The organism is Aliirhizobium wenxiniae, from assembly GCF_014201355.1.
In the GTDB taxonomy this organism is placed as follows: Bacteria; Pseudomonadota; Alphaproteobacteria; order Rhizobiales; family Rhizobiaceae; genus Neorhizobium; species Neorhizobium wenxiniae.
In genome coordinates, this window is sequence record NZ_JACHEG010000003.1 from 100,591 (window position 1) to 119,438 (window position 18,848).

Here is an 18,848-nt window from a genome sequence, read left to right on the forward strand (position 1 = left end):
CGCCACCACCGTCCTCATGGTCGGCATGCAGGTTCAGGCCGAGCCGACACGGGTAACGATGCCCGACATCGATAAGCTCGTTCACTATACGACGGTCAACCGTGGTGAGGTCACCGAGCACATCATGACGACCCGCGAGGCCATCGAGGCGGTCAAGGCCGGGCAGCCGATCCCGAATGGCACTCATGTCGCCCTTGTCGACTATCGCGACGGAAAGGTGTTCCGCTACTTCATCATGGAGAAGGGCGAGAACTGGGGCCAGGACTATGACGAGAATCGCCGAACCGCCGACTGGCAGTTCCAATGGTTCAAGCCGGACGGCACGATCAACATGGACGAGAACACCGCGCGCTGTCAGCGCTGCCACACATCTCGGTCGGACCGGGATTTCCTCTACACGTTCAACGAAATGCGCCGGTTCGAATTCGAATGACCACTCTATTCCGCGTTCGCCTGTTTCTTGATTTCCTGGCCGTCGCGCTGATCATCGCCTGTCTCGCCTACTGGTGGCTCGACAACCTGTCCCATGAGATCCTCGGCACAGCGCTGTTTGCGCTGGTGATCGGCCACAACGTCTTCAACCGGCGCTGGTACGGGAACGTCCGAAAGGGCCGACGCGATACCGTTCGGCTGTTCAACATCATCACGATCGTCTGTCTGGCGGTCGCGATGCTTGTGATGCTGGCGACGAGCCTGCTGATATCGCGCGATCTCTTCTCCTTCATGGCGCTGGATGGCGCGTTCGCGGTTCGGGAAATCCACATGTTCGCGGGATACTGGACCCTGTTCATCATCGCGATCCACCTGGGCACGCGCTGGACGGTCGTGATGAACACGGTCCGAGCAACCCTCGGCCTCGCCGCGCGAAGCACTGTTCGCACCATCGCACTCCGCACGGTGGCGCTCGTCATTACAATCTGGGGCGTGAAGAGCTCGTTCGACATGGCGTTCGGGTCCAAGCTGATGCTGACCTACTCGCTCGACATGTGGGATTTCAACGAAAGCACGCTTCAATTCTTCGTCAATTACGGGTCGATTGTCGGTCTATGCGCCGTTGTGACGTACTATGGGCTTAATCTCATCAGACAGGTGGCGCGTTGATATGTCGGATGCACACTTGTGAGAGGAATTAGGATGGCCTTTTCAGGATTTCAAATTTCTATGGGAGCCGCTTTGGCCTTCATCGTCAGCGTTGGATGGGTCGTCCACTGCTGAAGGTTGGCGGTCCTCAGGCATATTTGAAGCGGGGTAGAATGTCCGCCGACCTCAGATTCGCTAAGACTTCTGTGACCGGAAGATCATCCGCTTTGGATGGTCGCTCATGACCGCTGTTGGCGCTTCTGAGTTACGACAGAAGTCGGCCCTTGCGGAACATCTTCCGATCGACTTTTGCAGCCGTCGCCTCGTTCTGCCAGCTTTAGGATCGCATGGCTTAGGGGCTGCAACAGAACAACGAGCTGCAGGGCGGTAAGCTATGTAAGCTTTTCACCCTCCAGCTCGATTTTACCACATGACGCTTACGATCATACGTGTTCGCGGCCGTCGTAGCTTAGACGGGTAGGACTTCCCCGTCGGCCGGGATGAGAAGGCTTCTCGCGAAACCCTGTTTCTCGGCGAAGTCCTTCAGGTCAGCACGACTGAGGATGCAATGGTTGATCGCCTCCATGTGTGTCGCGATGATCGTTGCTGCTGGAGCCGCTTTGTGGACAGCCTGGACGTCTTCGCGCCCCATTATGATCGGGTTCAACCCGAGCACGACGGCGTTGCCCGTGTTGAGGATGATCACATCGGGTTTGTACCGAGCGATACTGCTTTCGACGAAGCGGTTCCAGACAGTATCGCCTGCGAGGTAGATCGTCTTCTCATTGGGATGGCGAAACACAACGCCGCAGACTTTTCCGAGGATTTCGCCCGCAACAGCCAGTGTTTCATCCGAGCCGTGCTGACCTACAGTCTTCGTCAGCTTCACGCCATTGAACTCGGAACTGTCAGAAAGGACGCGGACATCACTGAAGCCGTCCCTCCTGATCAGAATGGCATCCGCTTCGTTCTGGGCATAGATGGGAAGGGACTTCGGTAGTCTCAACTTCGCCGCTTCGTCCCAATGATCAGGGTGCAGATGTGTCACGATGACCGCATCGACATCGATGATCTTGTCGATAGGCATGGGCAGTTCGACGAGCGGATTTCGAAGTTGGCTATGGGCCGATCCTGGAAATCCAGGAAACGCGCCTTTTTCGGACAACATCGGATCGACGAGGAACCGTGCTCCACCGTATTCAACGATAAGAGTCGCGTTGCGGACTTGAGTGATCTTCGCGTCGGTAGCTTTGCCGGCGGTTGCGGCAATGGAGAGAGATGGAGATATCAGCGACGACGCGAGCACCGCGCCGCCGATCGTCAGCGCATGCCGTCGTGTTACTGAATTCGTTTTGATGTTCATGAAAGGGACTTTCGATCAGTTCTTAAGTTACGAGGCGAAGTCGGCAGTGGACACCACCTGGCCATAGGCGAATGCGAGTGCCGACATGAAGGCCGCGTGAACTATGGCGGCGGGAACGACTTCACCTTTGAACTCGACATCCCGCGTGGCGCAGGCGTCTTCGACAATGGTGGTGCGGTAGCCAAGGTCGGCCGAGGCCCGTGCAGTGGCGTCGATACACATGTGGCTCATCGCACCAACCAGAACGACATCTTCGACCGCCGAGGCATTGAGGATGCGGGCGAGGTCCGTCTCTCGGAACGCATTTGGGTAATTCTTCGTAATGACAGTCTCGCCTTCACCAGGCGCGATTGCCGGAATGATGTCTGTGCCCTCGGTTCCGATGGCGAAGAATGGCGCTTCTATAGGACTTTCATGGCGGATATGGATGACGAGGTCGCCATTTTTCCTAGCGGCCTCTACAACCTGCGTCGCCTTTAGGACCGCAGCATCGATACCCACCAGCGGAAACCGACCCGAACCCAAATAGTCCTTTTGGAGGTCGACAATGACTATTGCGCGTTTGCTCATCAGGCATCTCCTTTTCTGAAGTGATGAGCTAGAATATCCGCCCGATTTGCGTCATGTGAGTGGCGGTAATGACAAATAGTGGGTCGATATGGACAATGGTGAGTTCATCCCTGAGATAGGGATTGTAGACTACGAGGGCGCACAGGCCGCCTCGGTGCTCGGAATGACCGACCTCTTCGCCGCCGCCGAGGCTCGTGCACGCGCGCAAGGCGGCGGTAACCCGCTAAGACTAAGAATTAGCCATTGGCGCACAGCTACAGGCCAGAGTGCACCCGAGAGAACCTACGACACTCTGCCGGGAGCATCTGGGCATCCAACGGTAATCATTGTTCCACCCGGATTGGGCGATCCGCCTGCGAAGGCCGTGGCAGAGGTCTACGCTGCTTGGCTTCGCGATCAACACTCCAAAGGCTCGGTGCTTGGCTCTGTCTGTAAAGGAGCCTTTCTTCTTGGCGAGACGGGGCTTTTTGCGGGACGAACGGTCACAACCCATTGGACGTATGAGGAACAACTTATCCGAACGTTCCCCGACGTCTCGATCAACACGGACAGGATCATTATCGACGATGGTGACATTCTGACGGCCGGCGGCGTGATGGCCTGGATCGACCTCAGTCTCAAGCTTATCGAACGCTTCCTCGGCCCCAACGTCATGCTGGACACTGCACGCGCATTTCTGGTTGATCCGCCGGGCCGAGAGCAGAGCTACTATAGCACCTTCTCTCCACGCCTGAACCATGGTGACGCGGCCATTCTGAAAGTTCAGCATTGGCTCCAGGCCAGCGAAGGAAAGGAGAGCGGACTTGGTGCTCTTGCCGAACAGGCTGGTCTTGAACAACGTACCTTCATGCGCAGGTTCCAAAAGGCTACCGGTCACACGACAGGCGAGTACGTGCAGCGCCTACGCATGCACAAAGCCCGCGATCTCCTGCAGTTTACCCAGGACCCGGTCGATACGGTTGCTTGGAAAGTGCATTACAGCGATCCGAGCGCATTTCGAAAAGTATTCAATCGGGTCGTAGGTCTCACTCCGGCGGAATACAGACAGCGATTTCGTGGTGGATTGTAATTCGCATCACGGCAGCTCCAGTTCTCTCATACTCCCAGTTGGGCTGAGGGAAAGTCCCCGAGACACTCGGCCAGTCGTTAGCATCGCCGTCGGCAAATCAACCAGCACCATTGCTGCTGTATCGGCCACACCCGGCCACCGGCTTCAATTGCAATGTCCGCTTGTAGCGCTTCTGCGACATGTCCGAATTCGGCCCAAAGCGGTCGTTAAGACAAGGGTGGTTTGAAGCCAAGTGTCCCGACACGAAGCTGGCTGAGACGCTTTGATAAACTAAATAAAATCTGTCGGGAGACTGGCTTGTCGCGCATCATGCTTTGATGACGACCTTTCCGATAGCAGACCCTGATTCCAGATATCGGTATGCCTCGACCGTATCCTCGAAAGAGAAGACATCTGAAATTAATGGCTGGATCCGGTGAAAATCGACCAATCGGTTCATCGATGCGTGATCCGCCGCGGAGCCTACCATGATGCCGCGAAGCGTCTTCCATGACACGAGAAGACGAGGATTCAGCGCGCCGGTAGAAAGGGCTCCGATCATATGGATCTGGCCGCCAACTGTGGTGCTTACCACGGATCGATTGATGGTTCCGCCGCCGCCGACTTCAACGACATGGTCGACACCGCGGCCATCCGTTAGACGGAGAACTTCGTCCTGCCACTCCGGTGAAGCGTGGTAGTTGATGGTTTCGGTTGCCCCAAGTCGACGCGCTACTTCGAGTTTCTCGTCGCTGGAAGAGGTCGAGATGACACGAGCCCCCGCCGCGTTTGCAAACTGGATGGCGAAGGTTGATACGCCACCAGTCCCAAGAGTGAGAACCGTCTGGCCACTCAGGACCGGGCGTGGACCGAACAGTGCGTTCCAAGCGGTCACTGCTGCGCACGGAAGGCATGCGGCTTCCTGAAACGAGAGATGGTCTGGGATCATCACGGCCTGGCGTTCATCGCAGATGACGAGTTCTGCCAAAACACCGTCAACGAGCGCGCCCCGAAATCCTGCGGGATCGGTTGCTGCCATCGGCCCTGATATCCATGAACTGGAGAAGGTGGGACTAACCCGATCACCGGCTCTGAAACGCCGAACACCTTCACCGACTGCGATAACTTCGCCTGCGCCATCGGAAAGCGCGATGGATCCGTTTGGCACCAATCCGTTGTAGTTGTTGTTGACGATCAACAGATCCCGATGGTTCAAGGACCACGCCTTCATCCGGACGAGGATCTGCCCGCGTTCTGGAACAGGTTCAGGCCGTTCTCCTCGAACGACGCTCTCGAGCCCGTTCGCTCCACGGAGTTCGAAGACCTTCATTACCACTCTCCTTGATTTGCTATTCTCATGGTCGCTCTGTTGAACCGGACCGATCAAGCTTGCGTAACCTCACTATTAATGTAGATTATTTATCCGCAGTGGGGATAATTAATCCCGAAATTGGTTCCATGTATTCGACAGAAGTGTATGATGAGAGATAACCTCGATGGGGTATCGGTGTTCGTGGCAACCGCTGAGGCAGGTAGTTTTGCCAAGGCTGCGGAACGCCTTTCGCTGACGAGATCCGCGGTCGGAAAAACCATCGGCCGTCTGGAGGCCCGTCTCGGCACAAGGCTTTTTCATCGGACCACTCGAAGTCAGAGCCTCACTGAAGATGGTCATGCTTACTTCGAACGCTGCCTGCGCGCGCTCGACGAGATCCGCATGGGCGAGGCGCTTCTGGAGACGGGTAAACGCGAGGTCAGCGGCAAGCTGAAGATCTCCATGCCGCTGCTTTTCGGACGGTATTGTGTACAGCCCATCCTTCTTGATCTGGCTCGCGAGCACCCCAAACTCGAGCTTGACCTTCGCTACACCGATACCTTGGTCAATCTCGCCGGTGAGGGTTACGATCTGGCGGTTCGCAACAACGGGCCTGGACAGGGAAGTGGGCTTCAGACCCGCAAGATCGCTGCCCAGAAAAAGATTGTCTGCGCATCGCCATCCTATCTTGAGGCCCGAGGAAGACCGAAGACGGTCGCAGACATCGGTGAGCACGATGCTCTGGTCTACTGGCGAAACGATCAGCCTTATCCCTGGTCACTTTGGCACCCCGGTGGCGAGTTGATGGAACCCGAGCTTCGCTGGCGATATCAATTCGACAATCAGGAAGCGATAGTCGATGCCGCGGTACAGGGCATGGGATTGGCCTGGGTTCCGACTTGGCTTGTACGCTCTGAGGTCGCTGACGGTCGTCTCGTCCCGTTGCTTGAAGAGTTCCCTTCCACACCGCTCAACACGTTCGCGGTCTGGCAAGCTGCCGAGTTTACTTCACCGCGTCTCAGGGTGACGATCGATACTCTGGTCGCCAGACTTCAGGCGGCCATTGACAAATAAGCGCCCGAGAGTTCGAACAAACTCTCCGGCGCTCCTTAAACGGTTCAGCTGATCTTGCTCGGATCCCCTATTGACCAAGCGATGCCGTCACCACGGTCGAGTGAACGGATATCGGCCATGTCACTCTCGTCGATTGAGAAACCATCGAGGTCGAGATTCTTGAGCATCCGTTCTCGGTTCAGGCTTTTCGGCAGAACGGCATAACCGTTCTGCACACCCCAGCGAAGAAGAAGCTGAGCTTCTGAAACACCGTATTTCGCGGCAGTCCGCAGAAGCAGATCGTCGCCATTCTTCATGTCGTTGGTCTTTGCGCTGTCCTGTCCCGGCTCAGCACGCCAGGTGGAAAGCGGTGCCAAGCTGCTGTAGGCGATCGGGGCTATGTTGTTGGCGCGCATGTAGGCGATAAGTTCCGGCTTCTGCGACCACGGATGAAGTTCGATCTGGTTTGCATCCGGCATCGCCAAACCGGAATTCCTGATCTCTTCAAGATGGGCGATATTATAGTTGCTCACACCTACCGCCCGAGCCTTCCCGGAACTTTTCAGCTTCTGGAGTGCCTTCCACTGGCCCAAGCGCTCAGCGCCGCCATGGGGGGAGTGGATGAGGTAGAGATCGACATGATCGAGCCCGAGACGTGCTAGGCTTTCATGAGCCTCAATGCCCGTCTGCTCTTCGGTCTTCGCCGCTTCATTCCATTCGGGATTGCCAGGCCAAAGCTTCGTGGTGACGAAGATATCTTGACGGGTAAGGCCATTGTCCTTCATGCCCGCCCGGATGCCCTCACCGACGCCATCCTCATTCGCATACACTGCCGCAGTATCGATGTGACGATAGCCTACGCCTATTGCCGTACGGACGGCTTCGGCTGCCTGATCATCGGGAATGAGGTAGGTGCCGAATCCGACAAATGGGATTTCGGTTTCAGCATTTAAGCCCAGCGTCTTACGCATGATGCTCATTGTGTCTCCATCTTCTCCTGCGGCTTAAGAAACTCAGCTCGCATGTGGCCCGTTCGGGCGCAATTTCTCTTCCGGCACCACCTGACTGGCGATGACGGAAACAGATTAAGGGAGGATATCGTCAACACAGAAGCGATATATCGTCGGGGTATTGGCGCATAAGATTCTACAATCTCATGAAATGAGTTCTCCGACCTACTACATTGGAGATATGCTGGATTTCGTGCCATTGACCGCTATCTACGCAATCCGGCCCAACCGCAGCCTCCGCTTCGGCAAGAACGGCACGGAAGCGGGCGTGAAAGTCCGGTTTTAGGAGGAACACCTTAAGTCGATGTCCATGAAACCGGCAGCGGGTCAGATTGCACCGTAGTCATGAATTCTCGGACTGACCCAAGCAAGAGTCATTTAATGTAGAATATCAGACTGCCATTCATAGTTCTTTCAACCCACTGAATATCTTCGGGTCTGATCTTTCTCGCCCTAAGCTCTGCTGTGAGCCACTTGTTCCCTCGCACAGCAGATCGGATAGCTTCTATTTCTTTTTTTGTTCCAGGTTTGGGATGGTGCCCTGTTTCATGCTGCGTGTGGTAATGCAAAACGGTGAAGCGCTTGCCGTGAAAATTCCTTACCGATTCCGGCAGGTTTTCTGCCCAATTCATTCTCCGATGTTCTTTCCGTGTCGTCTCTTGCGCGTTGGCAGATGGTGGTGCCGGGATCAAAAGTGACAGGGCTATCACAAGATTAAGAACCGATATCCGCTTCTTCATTGGTTGCTCCTTCACATGGCGTTCTGATTAAGCTCAAATGAGGAAGCACCATGGTGGTGGCTTCTGCGATAGATTTTACCGGATTTTACGCAATTTACTCTGGGCTGCGAGGTGAAGAGGGGGCCTTTAATAGGAAAGTTCCGACGAGCGAACACTAGATTGAGTCCAGTCCTCCCGCTTCCTCATGATGCCAGCCTACTGCGGCCACGTGATGTGATCACCGCTTCAGCGTCAATCACCGTTTGGCATCGCGTGCCTGTCCGGACGCCCGCAAATCTTCCAGGCTTTTTCCCGCGCAACTGCCACCTGAAAGTGCGTCACCAACCGCCTTGGCCTGTCCGGTGACTGTGATCGTTCCAGCCAGTCGATCGGAGGCCGTAAAGGTTGCCGTTCCGTCTTTCGCTACCCTTGAGAGATAGAACACATGATAGGTGTCCTTATTTTGGCAGGTTATGACGAGAGGAAAGTCGTCAAGCGGTCCCTGTGCATTGGCTGCCGGGCAATGGCCCAGGGAGATGGCCGCAGCTGCGAGAATGGAGCTCCCGAGGAATGAAAAACGCGCCTGTGTACGATGATATCGCATTGTCTTGTCCTCACAAGATTGACGGGGCAATTTATGTGCGTGTTTGTCTTGCCTCTCCATTGCGGGCGGGCGAGAAATATGCGGGTCAACACTGTCTGGCCCAATCGACACTTACGGCTGGGCTGTTTGTCCTTTGGCGGCACGATAGGCCTGAAGATAGCCGCGCGCGACGGAGCGGATGCCGCGCCCGATGGCTGAATAGGATTCGTCCGGGAGGTTGGCGAAAGATACGCGCACCGACCAGTTCGGGGCCTCGAAGCCAGAGCCGTTCAGCACCACGATACCGTGATCCTCGGCAAGCTTGAAGGCAATGTCGAGCGGATGCACATTCTCCTTGACCCAGTCGGTAACCTCGTCACCGACATATTTCCGCGCCCAGTATTCGTAGTCGATGATGCCGTAATAGCGGTCGAAATAGGGTCGCGCGGCAAATTCGATGCCCATGCCGTCCATGAGCATGTGAAAACGCTTCTCGCATATTGCCATGCAGGCTTTCTGATAGAGCTTGTTCTCGTCCATCATCTCCACAAGGCCGAATAATGACATCATGACCTGCTGCGGCAGCGACAGGCCGGCGGTGTGGTTCAGCGCCACATCGCGGCTGTCGGCGACAACCCGGTCGATGAACTTGATGTCGCGAGGCTTCGGCGTGAGCGCCTTGTAACGGGCGTCCATGAGCTTCTGTGTCGCTTCCGGCATCGCCTGGATTGTCTTGTCGAAAATATTGTCCTGGGCGACGGCGACGACGCCGAGCCGCCAGCCGGTGCAGCCGAAATATTTGGAGAAGGAATAGACGCCGATCGTGTTGTGAGGGAGGTGCCCCATGACGGACTCGAAATTCGGCACGAAGGTTCCGTAGACGTCGTCCGTCAGGATCATCAGGTCGGGCCTCTTGGTGCGCACGAAGGAGACCAGCCTTCCCATGGAGTCCGGATCGATGGCGACGGCGGAAGGATTACCCGGATTGACGATGAACAGCGCCTTGACCGTCTTGTCTTCCAGCGGTCGCAGATCGTCGTCTGTCAGCTGGAAACGATCTTCCGCTTCCGCCGAAATATGGATTTGTTTGAGGGCGTAATCTTCGAGATGCGGCATTTCGAGATAAGGGGTGAAGATCGGCGTGACGAGCGCGATCGTGTCGCCGGGATTGAGCAGGCGGGCATTCTTCAATGCCTTGAAGATGTAGCACATCGCCGCCGTACCGCCCTCGACCGGATAGAGATCGAACTTGGCTGTCGGGCGGTGGCCGGCACACATCGCCCACATCAGATATTCGTGGGTGATCGCTTCATTGTGCACCAACGACCGGTCCGGTACCGGGTAGTGATCGCCGATAATCGAGTCCGTCAGTTCGTTGACAAACTTGTCGGGATCGAAACCGAATTTCATGATCGCAAAATCGACGGCCGCTTGCAGCGTATCGGCTCCCGGCGTCTCGGGATCCGTGATGCGCTTGGAAGTCCAAGTCTTGAGACGATCGTAGCAGCCGCTGGTTGGCGGCATACCGGCCACGCCAGCTTCGGCATCGAAGAAGGTGCGCTTGGATTCCGTCAGGGCAAACTGGCCGAGAAGAAAGAATGCCTCGCGTGCTCGGGTGGCGATCCAGTTGGGATTTCCTCGCCCGGCATTGAGATAGGCCTTTCCGGCCTTGTCGACCTGCGCAAGCCTGATCAATTCATCCTTGATCTCGAACGGGCTCAGTTCTTCGAATTTCGCATAAATGCTTGCGTCACCCATAATATCCTCCTCGCCAACCCGAACGGGTGGGACGTTTCAGTTTGTGGATCTGTTGAGCGGTTTCGGACCGAAATGTTCATCTCCGAAGCCACGGCATAAGCGGATATGCGGTCGGGCGAACCCGGCCTTACGAAAACGAGCGCCGGCCGATCGCTAGGATCTGCGTTTGAACACACCGAGATTGATGAGCTGGACCCGGCGGTTTACGGATGCGTCTTCCTTGCTCCCCTCGATCGGCAGATGCTCTCCGACACCGACGGCGTAAAGCCGCGACGGATTGACTGCGAACGTGGTCGCGAGGACCTCCTTGATCGCATCGGCGCGTCGGCCACTCAGATCGAGATTATGTGCGTCGCTGCCTGTTGCGCTTGTGTGGCCTACGACAAGAAAATTGTAGTCCCAGAGGTTCGGATGATGCAGCGCATCCGCGATCATTCCGAGCGTTCGGTAGGATGTTGGCTGGATAGCAACTGAATCGTTTTCGAAATTGATCTCGACCACCATCTGCGGAAGCTTTGCTAAACGTCCCCAGTTGGGGAGCGCGGACATTGGTTTGTCGCCGCCATTGATTGCTTCCTGGCGCAGGATCTCGATATCGATCGCCGGGGCTGCGGCGGTAAGCTTGCCGAGGCCCTTGACGATCCGCTCCTGGGAAACCTCTTGGGCAAAGGCTGGCTCCGGCACCACCATCGGCAAGGCCATGATGGAAAACAGCAGAAGTGCGGCTCTGGAAATCATAGGCTGCATGACATCATCTCCAACCTGCGTCAGTGATCACCTGGTAGCATTCCGGGCTGACTCGCTTTTCCTTCTTGACCAGGCAGGCAAGAACGAAGCCGTCGCCTTTGACGCCGGCGCATCGCGCATTCATGTCTCGCTTGCATGTCTGCTCGTAGGAGGACTGGGCCTCTTCGCGCTTGCTGATGGATTGGAAAACCTGAGCAAAAGAACCTTTGCAGCCTGCCGATACCTTGGCCGCATTCTGTTGCAAGCACTCGAGGATACGTCCATTTCCGAGATTGAGCCCTTTGCAGAGCTTTTGAATGTCGCCCCCACAGGTCTCGGCCAGCTTGGTTGTTGCTTCGGCATAGCTGAGCGTTTGCGCCGCGACGGGCATGCCGAAGCCGGCCGTACCAACCACGATGGTGACGATAAGCATTCGTCTGTTCAGCATCTCGCGCTCTCTTTCTGTCGGTGATCAACGCATCGGAAGCGTGGCATGACGAGAGCCGTTCGGGGACGTATTTTACGGTAGTAGACGTGTCATGCAGCTATCTCTGGCGATCGAGATTAGCGGGCATGGCCTTGATGAGCCTCAACGGCCATCCCGTTCCTACCGAACGAGCTGCTGAGGCTTGAGGTCTGCGTCGAGTGTCGTTTCCGCGGGCGGCCGTTTTGTCTTGGCTGACAAGGGCTGCTCGACGATCGTTGCTGGCGCGGCCACGGCGCTTGCGGCAACGGCACCAATATTTGTCACCGTTCCGCCGACCACTGCGGTGATACCCTGACCGAGCGTGACATTGGAATCCGTCAGGGTTTGTCCCATGATCAGGCGTTGCCCTATCAGCTGCACGATTTCCGGGCTTTCTGCGAATTTTCCGTGGTTGAGGCCGTCTTTCGTCTCCACTTTCGTGAGGTCGATTGCGGTGATGCCCGCTTTTTCCAGCCGTGAGCGATAGGGTTCTTCGGCTGGATTGATTGCCCCCAGGCGGGACACGCGTCCTGTTATAAAGCTGGAGGCTGCAAGTGCCTTGTCGTCGCTCGACATGAAGATCGTGAAGCGCGGCCGCGGTTCACCCATTTCTACATATTGCTTTGCGAATACCTGAATATCGATATCGGGTGAGGCAAGGATCACGTTCTTGATTTTCGGATCGACCCGGCCGTCTCTGATCCCCATCTGCCGTAGCGCTTCCATCGCGAGCCATGAGCCCATCGAATGCGCCAGTACGGTTATGTCCTTCACGCTGGGATCGCCGGCAAGCGTTCGCAGCGCCTGTTCCAGCCCCGAACGGGAGTAATTCGTGCTTTCCTTGTCGTACAGATACCCAGTGATTTCCGCGCGTGACGGCCAGGTAAACAATACGGGGGTCGCCTGCATGTTGCTGTCGTGGACGATCTGGGCGAGGCGAAAGACGGCATCGCCATAGGTGTTGTTGAAGCCATGGATGAAAACGAGGGCATGGCTGCCATTGGCCTGTTGCTTGAACCAGGCGCGGCCCTCGGCAACAGTCTCCATCTGCCGGACATTCGTAACGGCAAAGTCCGTCCTGGGATCGGGAGGCAATTTCTTTGGCCACTGAACACTGCCCTGCTCACGGCCATTGGGAATTGAGACCGTAATCTCGGTTAAATGCGGTTTCGAGCCCCGCTCGCCGTCGAACAGTGTTGCTGTCGATCCGGAGGGTTGGCGGGTCGTCGCGACCAGCATATCGACCTTGCCGGCGACTTTGGTGTCGCCGATCGGTGCCGGAACCGGTGCCATTACACCTTTCGGGTGCCCACAACTCGTCAGAAGAACGATCAGGACTGCCGTGCCATATCTCTGCATGTGTATCCCAGCGAAATACCCTCATACTGATTGAGGAAGCTAACATGCAGGTTCAAAGGTGCCCTGTAGCATCGCGTATCATCTACTGTCTTCGACCTGGCTGATGGCTGATGCAGAGATGAGTGAGATCAGTTGGAGATCGGGTCCTCTGTGAGTGCCAATCCGGCTGCCCGCAAGCCAGCGAAAACCTTGTCCTGATCTTCGGGCCTGGCGAGCCGTGTCTTCACTTCCCGTTTTATGTTTGGCATCAAGTTCTGCGCATTCGCATTCAGCCAATCCAGCTCCTTACGGGCCTGTATCGTCTTTCCCGAGGCGCCGAGTATTGAGGCCAGAACCATTCGATGCATGGGGTTATAGGTCAGGTCTGACATCCGCGACCAGAGTTCCGCGGCCTGAAGATCTCCCCTCATGAACGCACAAAGCGCCATCCCCACTTCGTAATATCCCGCTGGGCCGGCACCATGACTGACTGCCTTGCTGACAAGATCGCAGCCGGTGTCCCATTTCCCACTCATGGACAACCGTAAGCCATACTCGCCGGCGACCTCCGTGTCGTTTGGGTTCAGGGCATAGGATGCTGCGCCTGCTTCCAGGGCGGCAGGGACATCGTTGCTGAAGAAATAGGACAGCATGAGTGCCTGTAGCACACGGGCATTTTGCGAATCGATGGCGAACGCACGGTTGGCGAGTTCAGAGGCCCTTTCTAGCGCCTCTTTTGGCGGAACGATGCCAAGCTTGTAGGCGAAGCGTACCTGGTCAAGATTGGTCAGCGACAGCATCGCGAGCGACGTGGCATCCTTCGGGTATTTCTGTATCAGGGCCGTCAGACACTGTTGAGATGTCGCTAGCGCGGCTTTTGTCATCATCCTGCGATAACTGTAGTAGGAAAGGGCACAGTCATAAGCTTCCCAGCCTCCGGTCGCCGCCACATCGGGCGAAAAAATGACGCCGAATGGTTGCGCTACCGCCGTTGCGATCCTTTCGGCGACTGCCGTTTCCGCCTCCAGCACGCTCTGGATGCTGAGATCCGTGTCATAGTTGCTTGCCCAGATGACGGCATTGTCCGACTGGCGAACCAATCGTACGCTGGATCGAATTATGTCCTGGTGTTTTCGCAGGTTGCCCTCGAGCAGATATCTCGCATTCGAAGGTTTCCCTTCGTCTGCAGCTGCGTCGATCACCACGATCTCTTTGAATCTCACGAGCTTGGCAATGAGTTCATCGGTGGTGCCCTGCGATATCTTCGACAGGTCCCTGTCGTCGACAGGATAGTCGAATAGATCGACGGCAATGGACGCGCGGCCGTCACTATTATTCAGGAGCGGCTTACGCATATCGTGGAGAAAGAAAGTGAGCCCGGCGAGCACCGCCCCTGCGGTCAATCCCGCTATTACGAGGCGGCTCACTATCAGTCGGTTCCCGGGGGAAGGAAGATCCACCAAAGGGTCGGGTGCCGGAACAGTTACGCTGCTTGGCGTAACTGCGAGCGGACCATCCGGGTTTTCTTCGACAAAACTTGCTCCCCTCTCGAATGTCGGAACATATCCACCCTTCGGGATCGTGATGATGACCGGCTCTCGCGGTCCGGCCATGAGGTAGTAGCGCTCCAGTTCACGGCGAATGCGGCCAGCTTCTATCCGAACTGCAGGATCGCTTTGCGCATCGAAATTGCGCCTTCCGAAGACGACATCCGCGATCGTGTATGCTTTGAGATACATTGAACGTCCCGCAAGCGTTTCAGAGACAACGAAGCGGAGAAATTTCCGTGCGCGTTCGGGAAGGTTTACCCGCTCGCAGGCAAGTATTCGTTCAAGCTGTGTATTTACTTCCTCTGCGCAGGGCTCGAGAAAGTTCGGCTCTCTAGATCTTGCATCTTCCATCGCTCCCCCTCGTACTTTGAAAGTACACTGTTCCACTCGCGACCCTGCCACATAAGCACAAGCTTAACTAACTGACAATATGTCAGTTAGTTTGTCGTCTCCAGGGGCCGTAATTATGGGCAATTGTGCGAGGACCTTGGGCTTTTATTCATGTACTCCTGCGTTCGACAAAGGCGCCAGGCTGCATGCAGCTGGCGCCTTGAATGTTCACGGCCCGTTATCGACGCGGCGGACCTATATTAATCAATTGCAGTTCAGTGGCCTGTCAGAACCAATGTCTGCACTGGGAGGAAAAGAGCCTGCATCCGCAGGATCATTGCATGCACGAGACCGACTGCGTCGATTGCATGCAGGAAAAACCATTGCGCCACGCCGATATTCTTGTCCGCGAGAGCCTCGTGATTATTGGTATAGGCATTTGCGATGCAGCTGCTGCCGGGCGGAATATTGTCAAGGCCGCCATCGTAAAGAGGCTGCAGGAAAACCGTCAGTGTTCCGGGCTTGCTCAGTTGTTGGACGTCAAGAAGTTGGTCGGTCGGGCGCAGTTGTCCGGCGGCGATCACGTCCTGGACCTCGGTCACGACGAGAGGGATAATGGTGAAAGGCTTGCCGATGCATGTCGCCTCCGCGATCATACCCTTCTTCATGACTTGCGCTTCGATCTGCCCGAAACCCGCGACTAGATTACCGCGTCCCGCCTCGGCCGGCACGAGAATGCCCGCGGGACGCAGCATCGTGTTGACCACGTCTCCGACGCGGAGGGTAAATTGCTGTACGGTTCCAGTAACGCCAGCGTAGACAACTGTCTTGTCCAGTTCCACCTGTGCCTGAGCCAGAGCTGCTTCGGCGCTTTGCTTTTGCGCCGGCAAAAGGACATTGATCTGCGTGATGAGAGTTTGCTTCTTTGCCATCGCGGCGCCGAGAGTTCCCTTTCGGGCCTCAATGGTATTCGCAAGCCGCTGAACTTCCCGCCGGGCAACGGCATCCTTTGCCAGCAGTTGGACCTTCATTTCGTATTCGTCGACAGCAACCTGCAAGGAGCCCTGCGCCTCCTGTATCTGTGAATCTGCCGTCGCCAGTTCCGTTTGCGCCACATGCGCTTGGGCATCGATCTCCGCGACTTGTCGTCGAGCGGTTTCGACTTCGGCTTTCTGCTTTGAATCGTCCAGCCGGAAAAGAGGCGCTCCAGCCGTAACCTTTTCGTTGATCCCGACATAGACCTGATCAACACGGCCGACCGTTTCCGGCAGAATGGTCACTGTGCGAAAAACAGCGGTTACGCTTTTGGTCGAGGGGTGGAAATAAAAGATCAGCGTGATCAGGGAGATGGTAAGCAACAGGCAAGCCGAGATACCCCAGCGAAGTTCATACCACATGGTGTAAAGCGTAATTTCGCGACCGATCCGCTTATTCTGCGCAAAGCGCCGATAGAGGTAGTCCGGGAAAATCGTCAGGAGGGAGCAGAGCATCAGTTCCAGCATTGTCAAACTCCCTCGCTACCAGGTGCGTTTTTCAAATTGGCGTTGTCCGGAGGTGGCGTAATTTCCTCCTCGGGTTTCTCGTCAAGCTCCATGCGGACATCGCGACCGGAGAGCTTTCCGAGCGATTCCGCGATCGAGTAGAGCGGTGTGGAAAAGTCCGGGATCTGGACGAAGGCGAGCAGCAGGCCAGCGATCCAGAAGAGATGATTGTGCGTGAAAAGCGAAATCAGGGCGAGAACCGCGACAATCTCCATCTGCACCTTGCTGGTGCGATGTGCCAGTCGTTCAGGCACGGCGTGAAGCTGGAAGTAGAGGTTACCGATGACCAAAATGGCCACGATCAGGAAGACGACAACGGCGACGAAGAGATAATCAGTCTGGCCTGGCTCGGTAATGAAAGCCGGCAGGTGATCGATCGCCGCCGGATGAATGTCTTGCGCCATTGCGATTTCCCTTTGCAGAATAAGTCACAATCAAAACCGAACGACCGAAGGTGCTGCGATCTGCCGTCTCTCGCGACGTCGATGAGCCGTAGAACTCACGCGAATAGGCGTCTGCACAAGCGACCTTGGGGTTCATAACGACGATACGCGCCTAGCGGGGTTTCACGCTCGTAACATCGTGTAATTTACGGCGGATTCGCTTCTGGTTTTCCGGCACTTTCCCCGCCGCTGTTGGGGGAAGCAGGAGAATTGACTGACTGGTGGATCCGTATCTGTTTCGTTGCGGATAACCGAACAGCATCGCGAGGCCGATAAGGACACTGCGGCCTCAACAGATGCACTTGAATGCCTGAGGTTATCCTGCCGCCTCAGCCATTTTTCGGCCTGCAGGACGCGTCAAGGGCGAAAAGTAGGATCGCGTAAACTACGCCCCAGCGCCGATTTGGCGGTTTATATGTCCCCTGGGCTGCCGCAACGTCCGTTGCTGCCGAACTGCGTCGAGACACAGAATTCTTCCTCTGTATCCCATACTTTGTGACGCGAACGCGACCTCTCCAGCCCGCAAGATCTTTCATTGAACAGGATGAGGTTGACGAGTGATGAAATCGAAAAGCTTCACGTTGGTCGCCGGGTTGTCCGCGCTGACACTTGTCTCGTCATATCCCGGCGCGCCCGCCTTTTCCCAGGCGCCGGTGCCCCAACCTAATCCGACAGCGACGTCCGTTCAGGCGCCTGCGCAAACTGCCTTGTTGTCGGAGGACCAGCTCGAAATTCTGGTGGCGCGGATCGCGCTCTACCCGGACGAATTGGTTGCTGCGATCTCTGCCGCGTCACTCCTGCCGCTGCAGATTGTCGAGGCTGACCGGTTCCTGCAGGCCAAGCAGAAGAACAAGGATTTGAAACCGAATGAAGGGTGGGATGGAAGCGTGATCTCGCTTCTCAACTACCCCGACGTCGTCAAGATGATGAGCGACGACCTTGCCTGGACACAAGCACTTGGAAATGCGCTGACCTATCAGCAAAAGGACGTGCTTGTGGCCATCCAGCAGCTTCGAGACGAAGCAATGGCCAAGGATCTGATCAAGACGGACGAAAAGATCACCGTCGTCGTCGAAAATGAAAACGTCATCATTCGCCCCACGGATCCGGAAAAGGTCTATATCCCGCAATATCCGCCGCAGATGCTCTATGAGCCGGGCTACGCCGCCCAGCCGGTTTATTATTCCGATAGTTACTACGACAACTACTACTATCCCGGCGCGGCATTTTTCGCCGGCGCGGTCACGGGGATTGCTTGGGCGGCCATCGTCAACTGGGACGACTGGGGTGTCTGGGGCGGAAGATGGAACGGCGGTGATGTCGATATCGACTGCAATAACTGCTTCAACGACCGGAATTTCAACGGCAAACTGAAATGGAACGACGTCGATTGGAGCAAGGTAGATCGCAGCAAGTTGAATATTGGCAAGGACCAGTTCGCAAATCTCGATCGCTCCGCGATAAAATCCGGTCTGGTTTCGGACAATCGTAATTCCCTCAAAAATCAGGTCCGTGATCGCAAGGCTAGCGACGGAATTGCAAACAGGCAAAACCTGTCCCGCCCCGACGACGTTCGCCGGCAGACTGCTGAGGGGCTGAAACAGGGAACCAGACCCGCAACCAACAGGGCTGCCGAAAATCGGCCCGCAGCAAACCGTAGCAACCAGGCGGCCAATCGGCCGGCGGCGGAACAGCGTCGCAGTTCGCAATCCGCTCCGAAGGCCAAGCAGGCGAATAAGCCGAAAATGGCCGCTCGACCCGACAATCGCGCACGGCAACCGAATGCGCTCGGCAATGTCCAGTCGGGACGGCGGGAATCCGTCGCCTCTCAGCGTGGAGGACACAGCATGGGCGGCGGACAGCGTGGCGCCCCCCGCGCGGCACCCCGCGGCGGCGGACGCCCCATGCATCACGGCGGCGGTCGTGGTGGCCGCGGCGGCGGTGGTGGCCGCAGATAA

General features: G+C 56.5%; 18 protein-coding genes. 5 read left to right on the plus strand and 13 right to left on the minus strand.

Annotation, left to right across the window (positions count from 1 at the left end; translation table 11 throughout):
- Positions 1 to 16: 16 nt before the first annotated feature.
- Together HNQ72_RS15970 and HNQ72_RS15975 are read left to right on the plus strand one after the other, a co-directional pair.
- Complete coding sequence (locus HNQ72_RS15970) at positions 17 to 433, plus strand: cytochrome P460 family protein (RefSeq protein ID WP_244654505.1); 417 nt, start codon at positions 17 to 19, stop codon at positions 431 to 433.
- Complete coding sequence (locus HNQ72_RS15975) at positions 430 to 1,101, plus strand: DUF4405 domain-containing protein (protein ID WP_183993248.1); 672 nt, start codon at positions 430 to 432, stop codon at positions 1,099 to 1,101. Before HNQ72_RS15970 ends, HNQ72_RS15975 begins: the two co-directional genes overlap by 4 nt.
- Positions 1,102 to 1,549: 448 nt before the next feature.
- Here HNQ72_RS15975 and HNQ72_RS15980 read toward each other — a convergent pair whose 3' ends face one another.
- Both HNQ72_RS15980 and HNQ72_RS15985 read right to left on the minus strand, forming a co-directional pair.
- A complete protein-coding gene (locus HNQ72_RS15980; RefSeq protein WP_183993249.1) occupies positions 1,550 to 2,443 on the minus strand; it encodes an MBL fold metallo-hydrolase in 894 nt (297 codons plus the stop codon).
- A 27-nt stretch (positions 2,444 to 2,470) separates the two neighbouring features.
- Positions 2,471 to 3,013, minus strand: coding sequence for a cysteine hydrolase family protein (locus HNQ72_RS15985; protein WP_183993250.1), 543 nt, complete (start codon positions 3,011 to 3,013; stop codon positions 2,471 to 2,473).
- Between the two features lie 88 nt (positions 3,014 to 3,101).
- Between HNQ72_RS15985 and HNQ72_RS15990 the strand changes: the two genes are divergently transcribed.
- Positions 3,102 to 4,082, plus strand: coding sequence for a GlxA family transcriptional regulator (locus HNQ72_RS15990; protein WP_183993251.1), 981 nt, complete (start codon positions 3,102 to 3,104; stop codon positions 4,080 to 4,082).
- Between the two features lie 307 nt (positions 4,083 to 4,389).
- On the opposite strand, the gene HNQ72_RS15995 is transcribed toward HNQ72_RS15990, so the two are convergent.
- Positions 4,390 to 5,391, minus strand: a complete 1,002-nt coding sequence (locus HNQ72_RS15995) for a zinc-dependent alcohol dehydrogenase family protein (protein WP_183993252.1) — start codon at positions 5,389 to 5,391, stop codon at positions 4,390 to 4,392.
- 150 nt (positions 5,392 to 5,541) lie between these two features.
- Here HNQ72_RS15995 and HNQ72_RS16000 point away from each other — a divergent pair, with 150 nt between their 5' ends.
- On the plus strand, positions 5,542 to 6,447 hold the full coding sequence (locus HNQ72_RS16000) for a LysR family transcriptional regulator (RefSeq protein WP_183993253.1): 906 nt from the start codon (positions 5,542 to 5,544) through the stop codon (positions 6,445 to 6,447).
- A 44-nt stretch (positions 6,448 to 6,491) separates the two neighbouring features.
- Here the strand turns inward: HNQ72_RS16000 and HNQ72_RS16005 are convergent, their stop codons facing one another.
- From HNQ72_RS16005 to HNQ72_RS16050, 10 genes are all read right to left on the minus strand, one after another.
- On the minus strand, positions 6,492 to 7,406 hold the full coding sequence (locus HNQ72_RS16005) for an aldo/keto reductase (RefSeq protein WP_183993254.1): 915 nt from the start codon (positions 7,404 to 7,406) through the stop codon (positions 6,492 to 6,494).
- 404 nt (positions 7,407 to 7,810) lie between these two features.
- On the minus strand, positions 7,811 to 8,176 hold the full coding sequence (locus HNQ72_RS16010) for a hypothetical protein (RefSeq protein WP_183993255.1): 366 nt from the start codon (positions 8,174 to 8,176) through the stop codon (positions 7,811 to 7,813).
- Between the two features lie 235 nt (positions 8,177 to 8,411).
- Positions 8,412 to 8,759 (minus strand): hypothetical protein, encoded by a 348-nt coding sequence (locus HNQ72_RS16015; RefSeq protein WP_244654498.1) that lies wholly within the window; start codon positions 8,757 to 8,759, stop codon positions 8,412 to 8,414.
- Positions 8,760 to 8,870: 111 nt separating this feature from the next.
- Complete coding sequence (locus tag HNQ72_RS16020) at positions 8,871 to 10,496, minus strand: bifunctional aspartate transaminase/aspartate 4-decarboxylase (protein WP_183993256.1); 1,626 nt, start codon at positions 10,494 to 10,496, stop codon at positions 8,871 to 8,873.
- Positions 10,497 to 10,649: 153 nt separating this feature from the next.
- On the minus strand, positions 10,650 to 11,243 hold the full coding sequence (locus tag HNQ72_RS16025; RefSeq protein ID WP_183993257.1) for an OmpA family protein: 594 nt from the start codon (positions 11,241 to 11,243) through the stop codon (positions 10,650 to 10,652).
- Between the two features lie 4 nt (positions 11,244 to 11,247).
- The gene (locus HNQ72_RS16030; protein WP_246450414.1) at positions 11,248 to 11,655 is read right to left on the minus strand and encodes a cysteine rich repeat-containing protein; all 408 of its coding nucleotides are present in this window, start codon (positions 11,653 to 11,655) and stop codon (positions 11,248 to 11,250) included.
- A gap of 174 nt (positions 11,656 to 11,829) precedes the next feature.
- The gene (locus tag HNQ72_RS16035; protein WP_409457252.1) at positions 11,830 to 12,981 is read right to left on the minus strand and encodes an alpha/beta hydrolase; all 1,152 of its coding nucleotides are present in this window, start codon (positions 12,979 to 12,981) and stop codon (positions 11,830 to 11,832) included.
- Between the two features lie 194 nt (positions 12,982 to 13,175).
- On the minus strand, positions 13,176 to 14,927 hold the full coding sequence (locus tag HNQ72_RS16040; protein ID WP_183993710.1) for a hypothetical protein: 1,752 nt from the start codon (positions 14,925 to 14,927) through the stop codon (positions 13,176 to 13,178).
- A 254-nt stretch (positions 14,928 to 15,181) separates the two neighbouring features.
- Entirely contained in the window at positions 15,182 to 16,408 is a 1,227-nt protein-coding gene (locus tag HNQ72_RS16045; RefSeq protein ID WP_183993260.1) for an HlyD family secretion protein, read from the minus strand.
- Positions 16,409 to 16,410: 2 nt separating this feature from the next.
- Positions 16,411 to 16,851, minus strand: coding sequence for a hypothetical protein (locus HNQ72_RS16050; protein WP_244654497.1), 441 nt, complete (start codon positions 16,849 to 16,851; stop codon positions 16,411 to 16,413).
- A 599-nt stretch (positions 16,852 to 17,450) separates the two neighbouring features.
- Between HNQ72_RS16050 and HNQ72_RS16055 the strand changes: the two genes are divergently transcribed.
- Positions 17,451 to 18,848 carry a DUF3300 domain-containing protein gene (locus HNQ72_RS16055; protein WP_183993261.1) on the plus strand — a complete coding sequence of 466 codons (1,398 nt, stop codon included), beginning with the start codon at positions 17,451 to 17,453 and terminating at the stop codon, positions 18,846 to 18,848.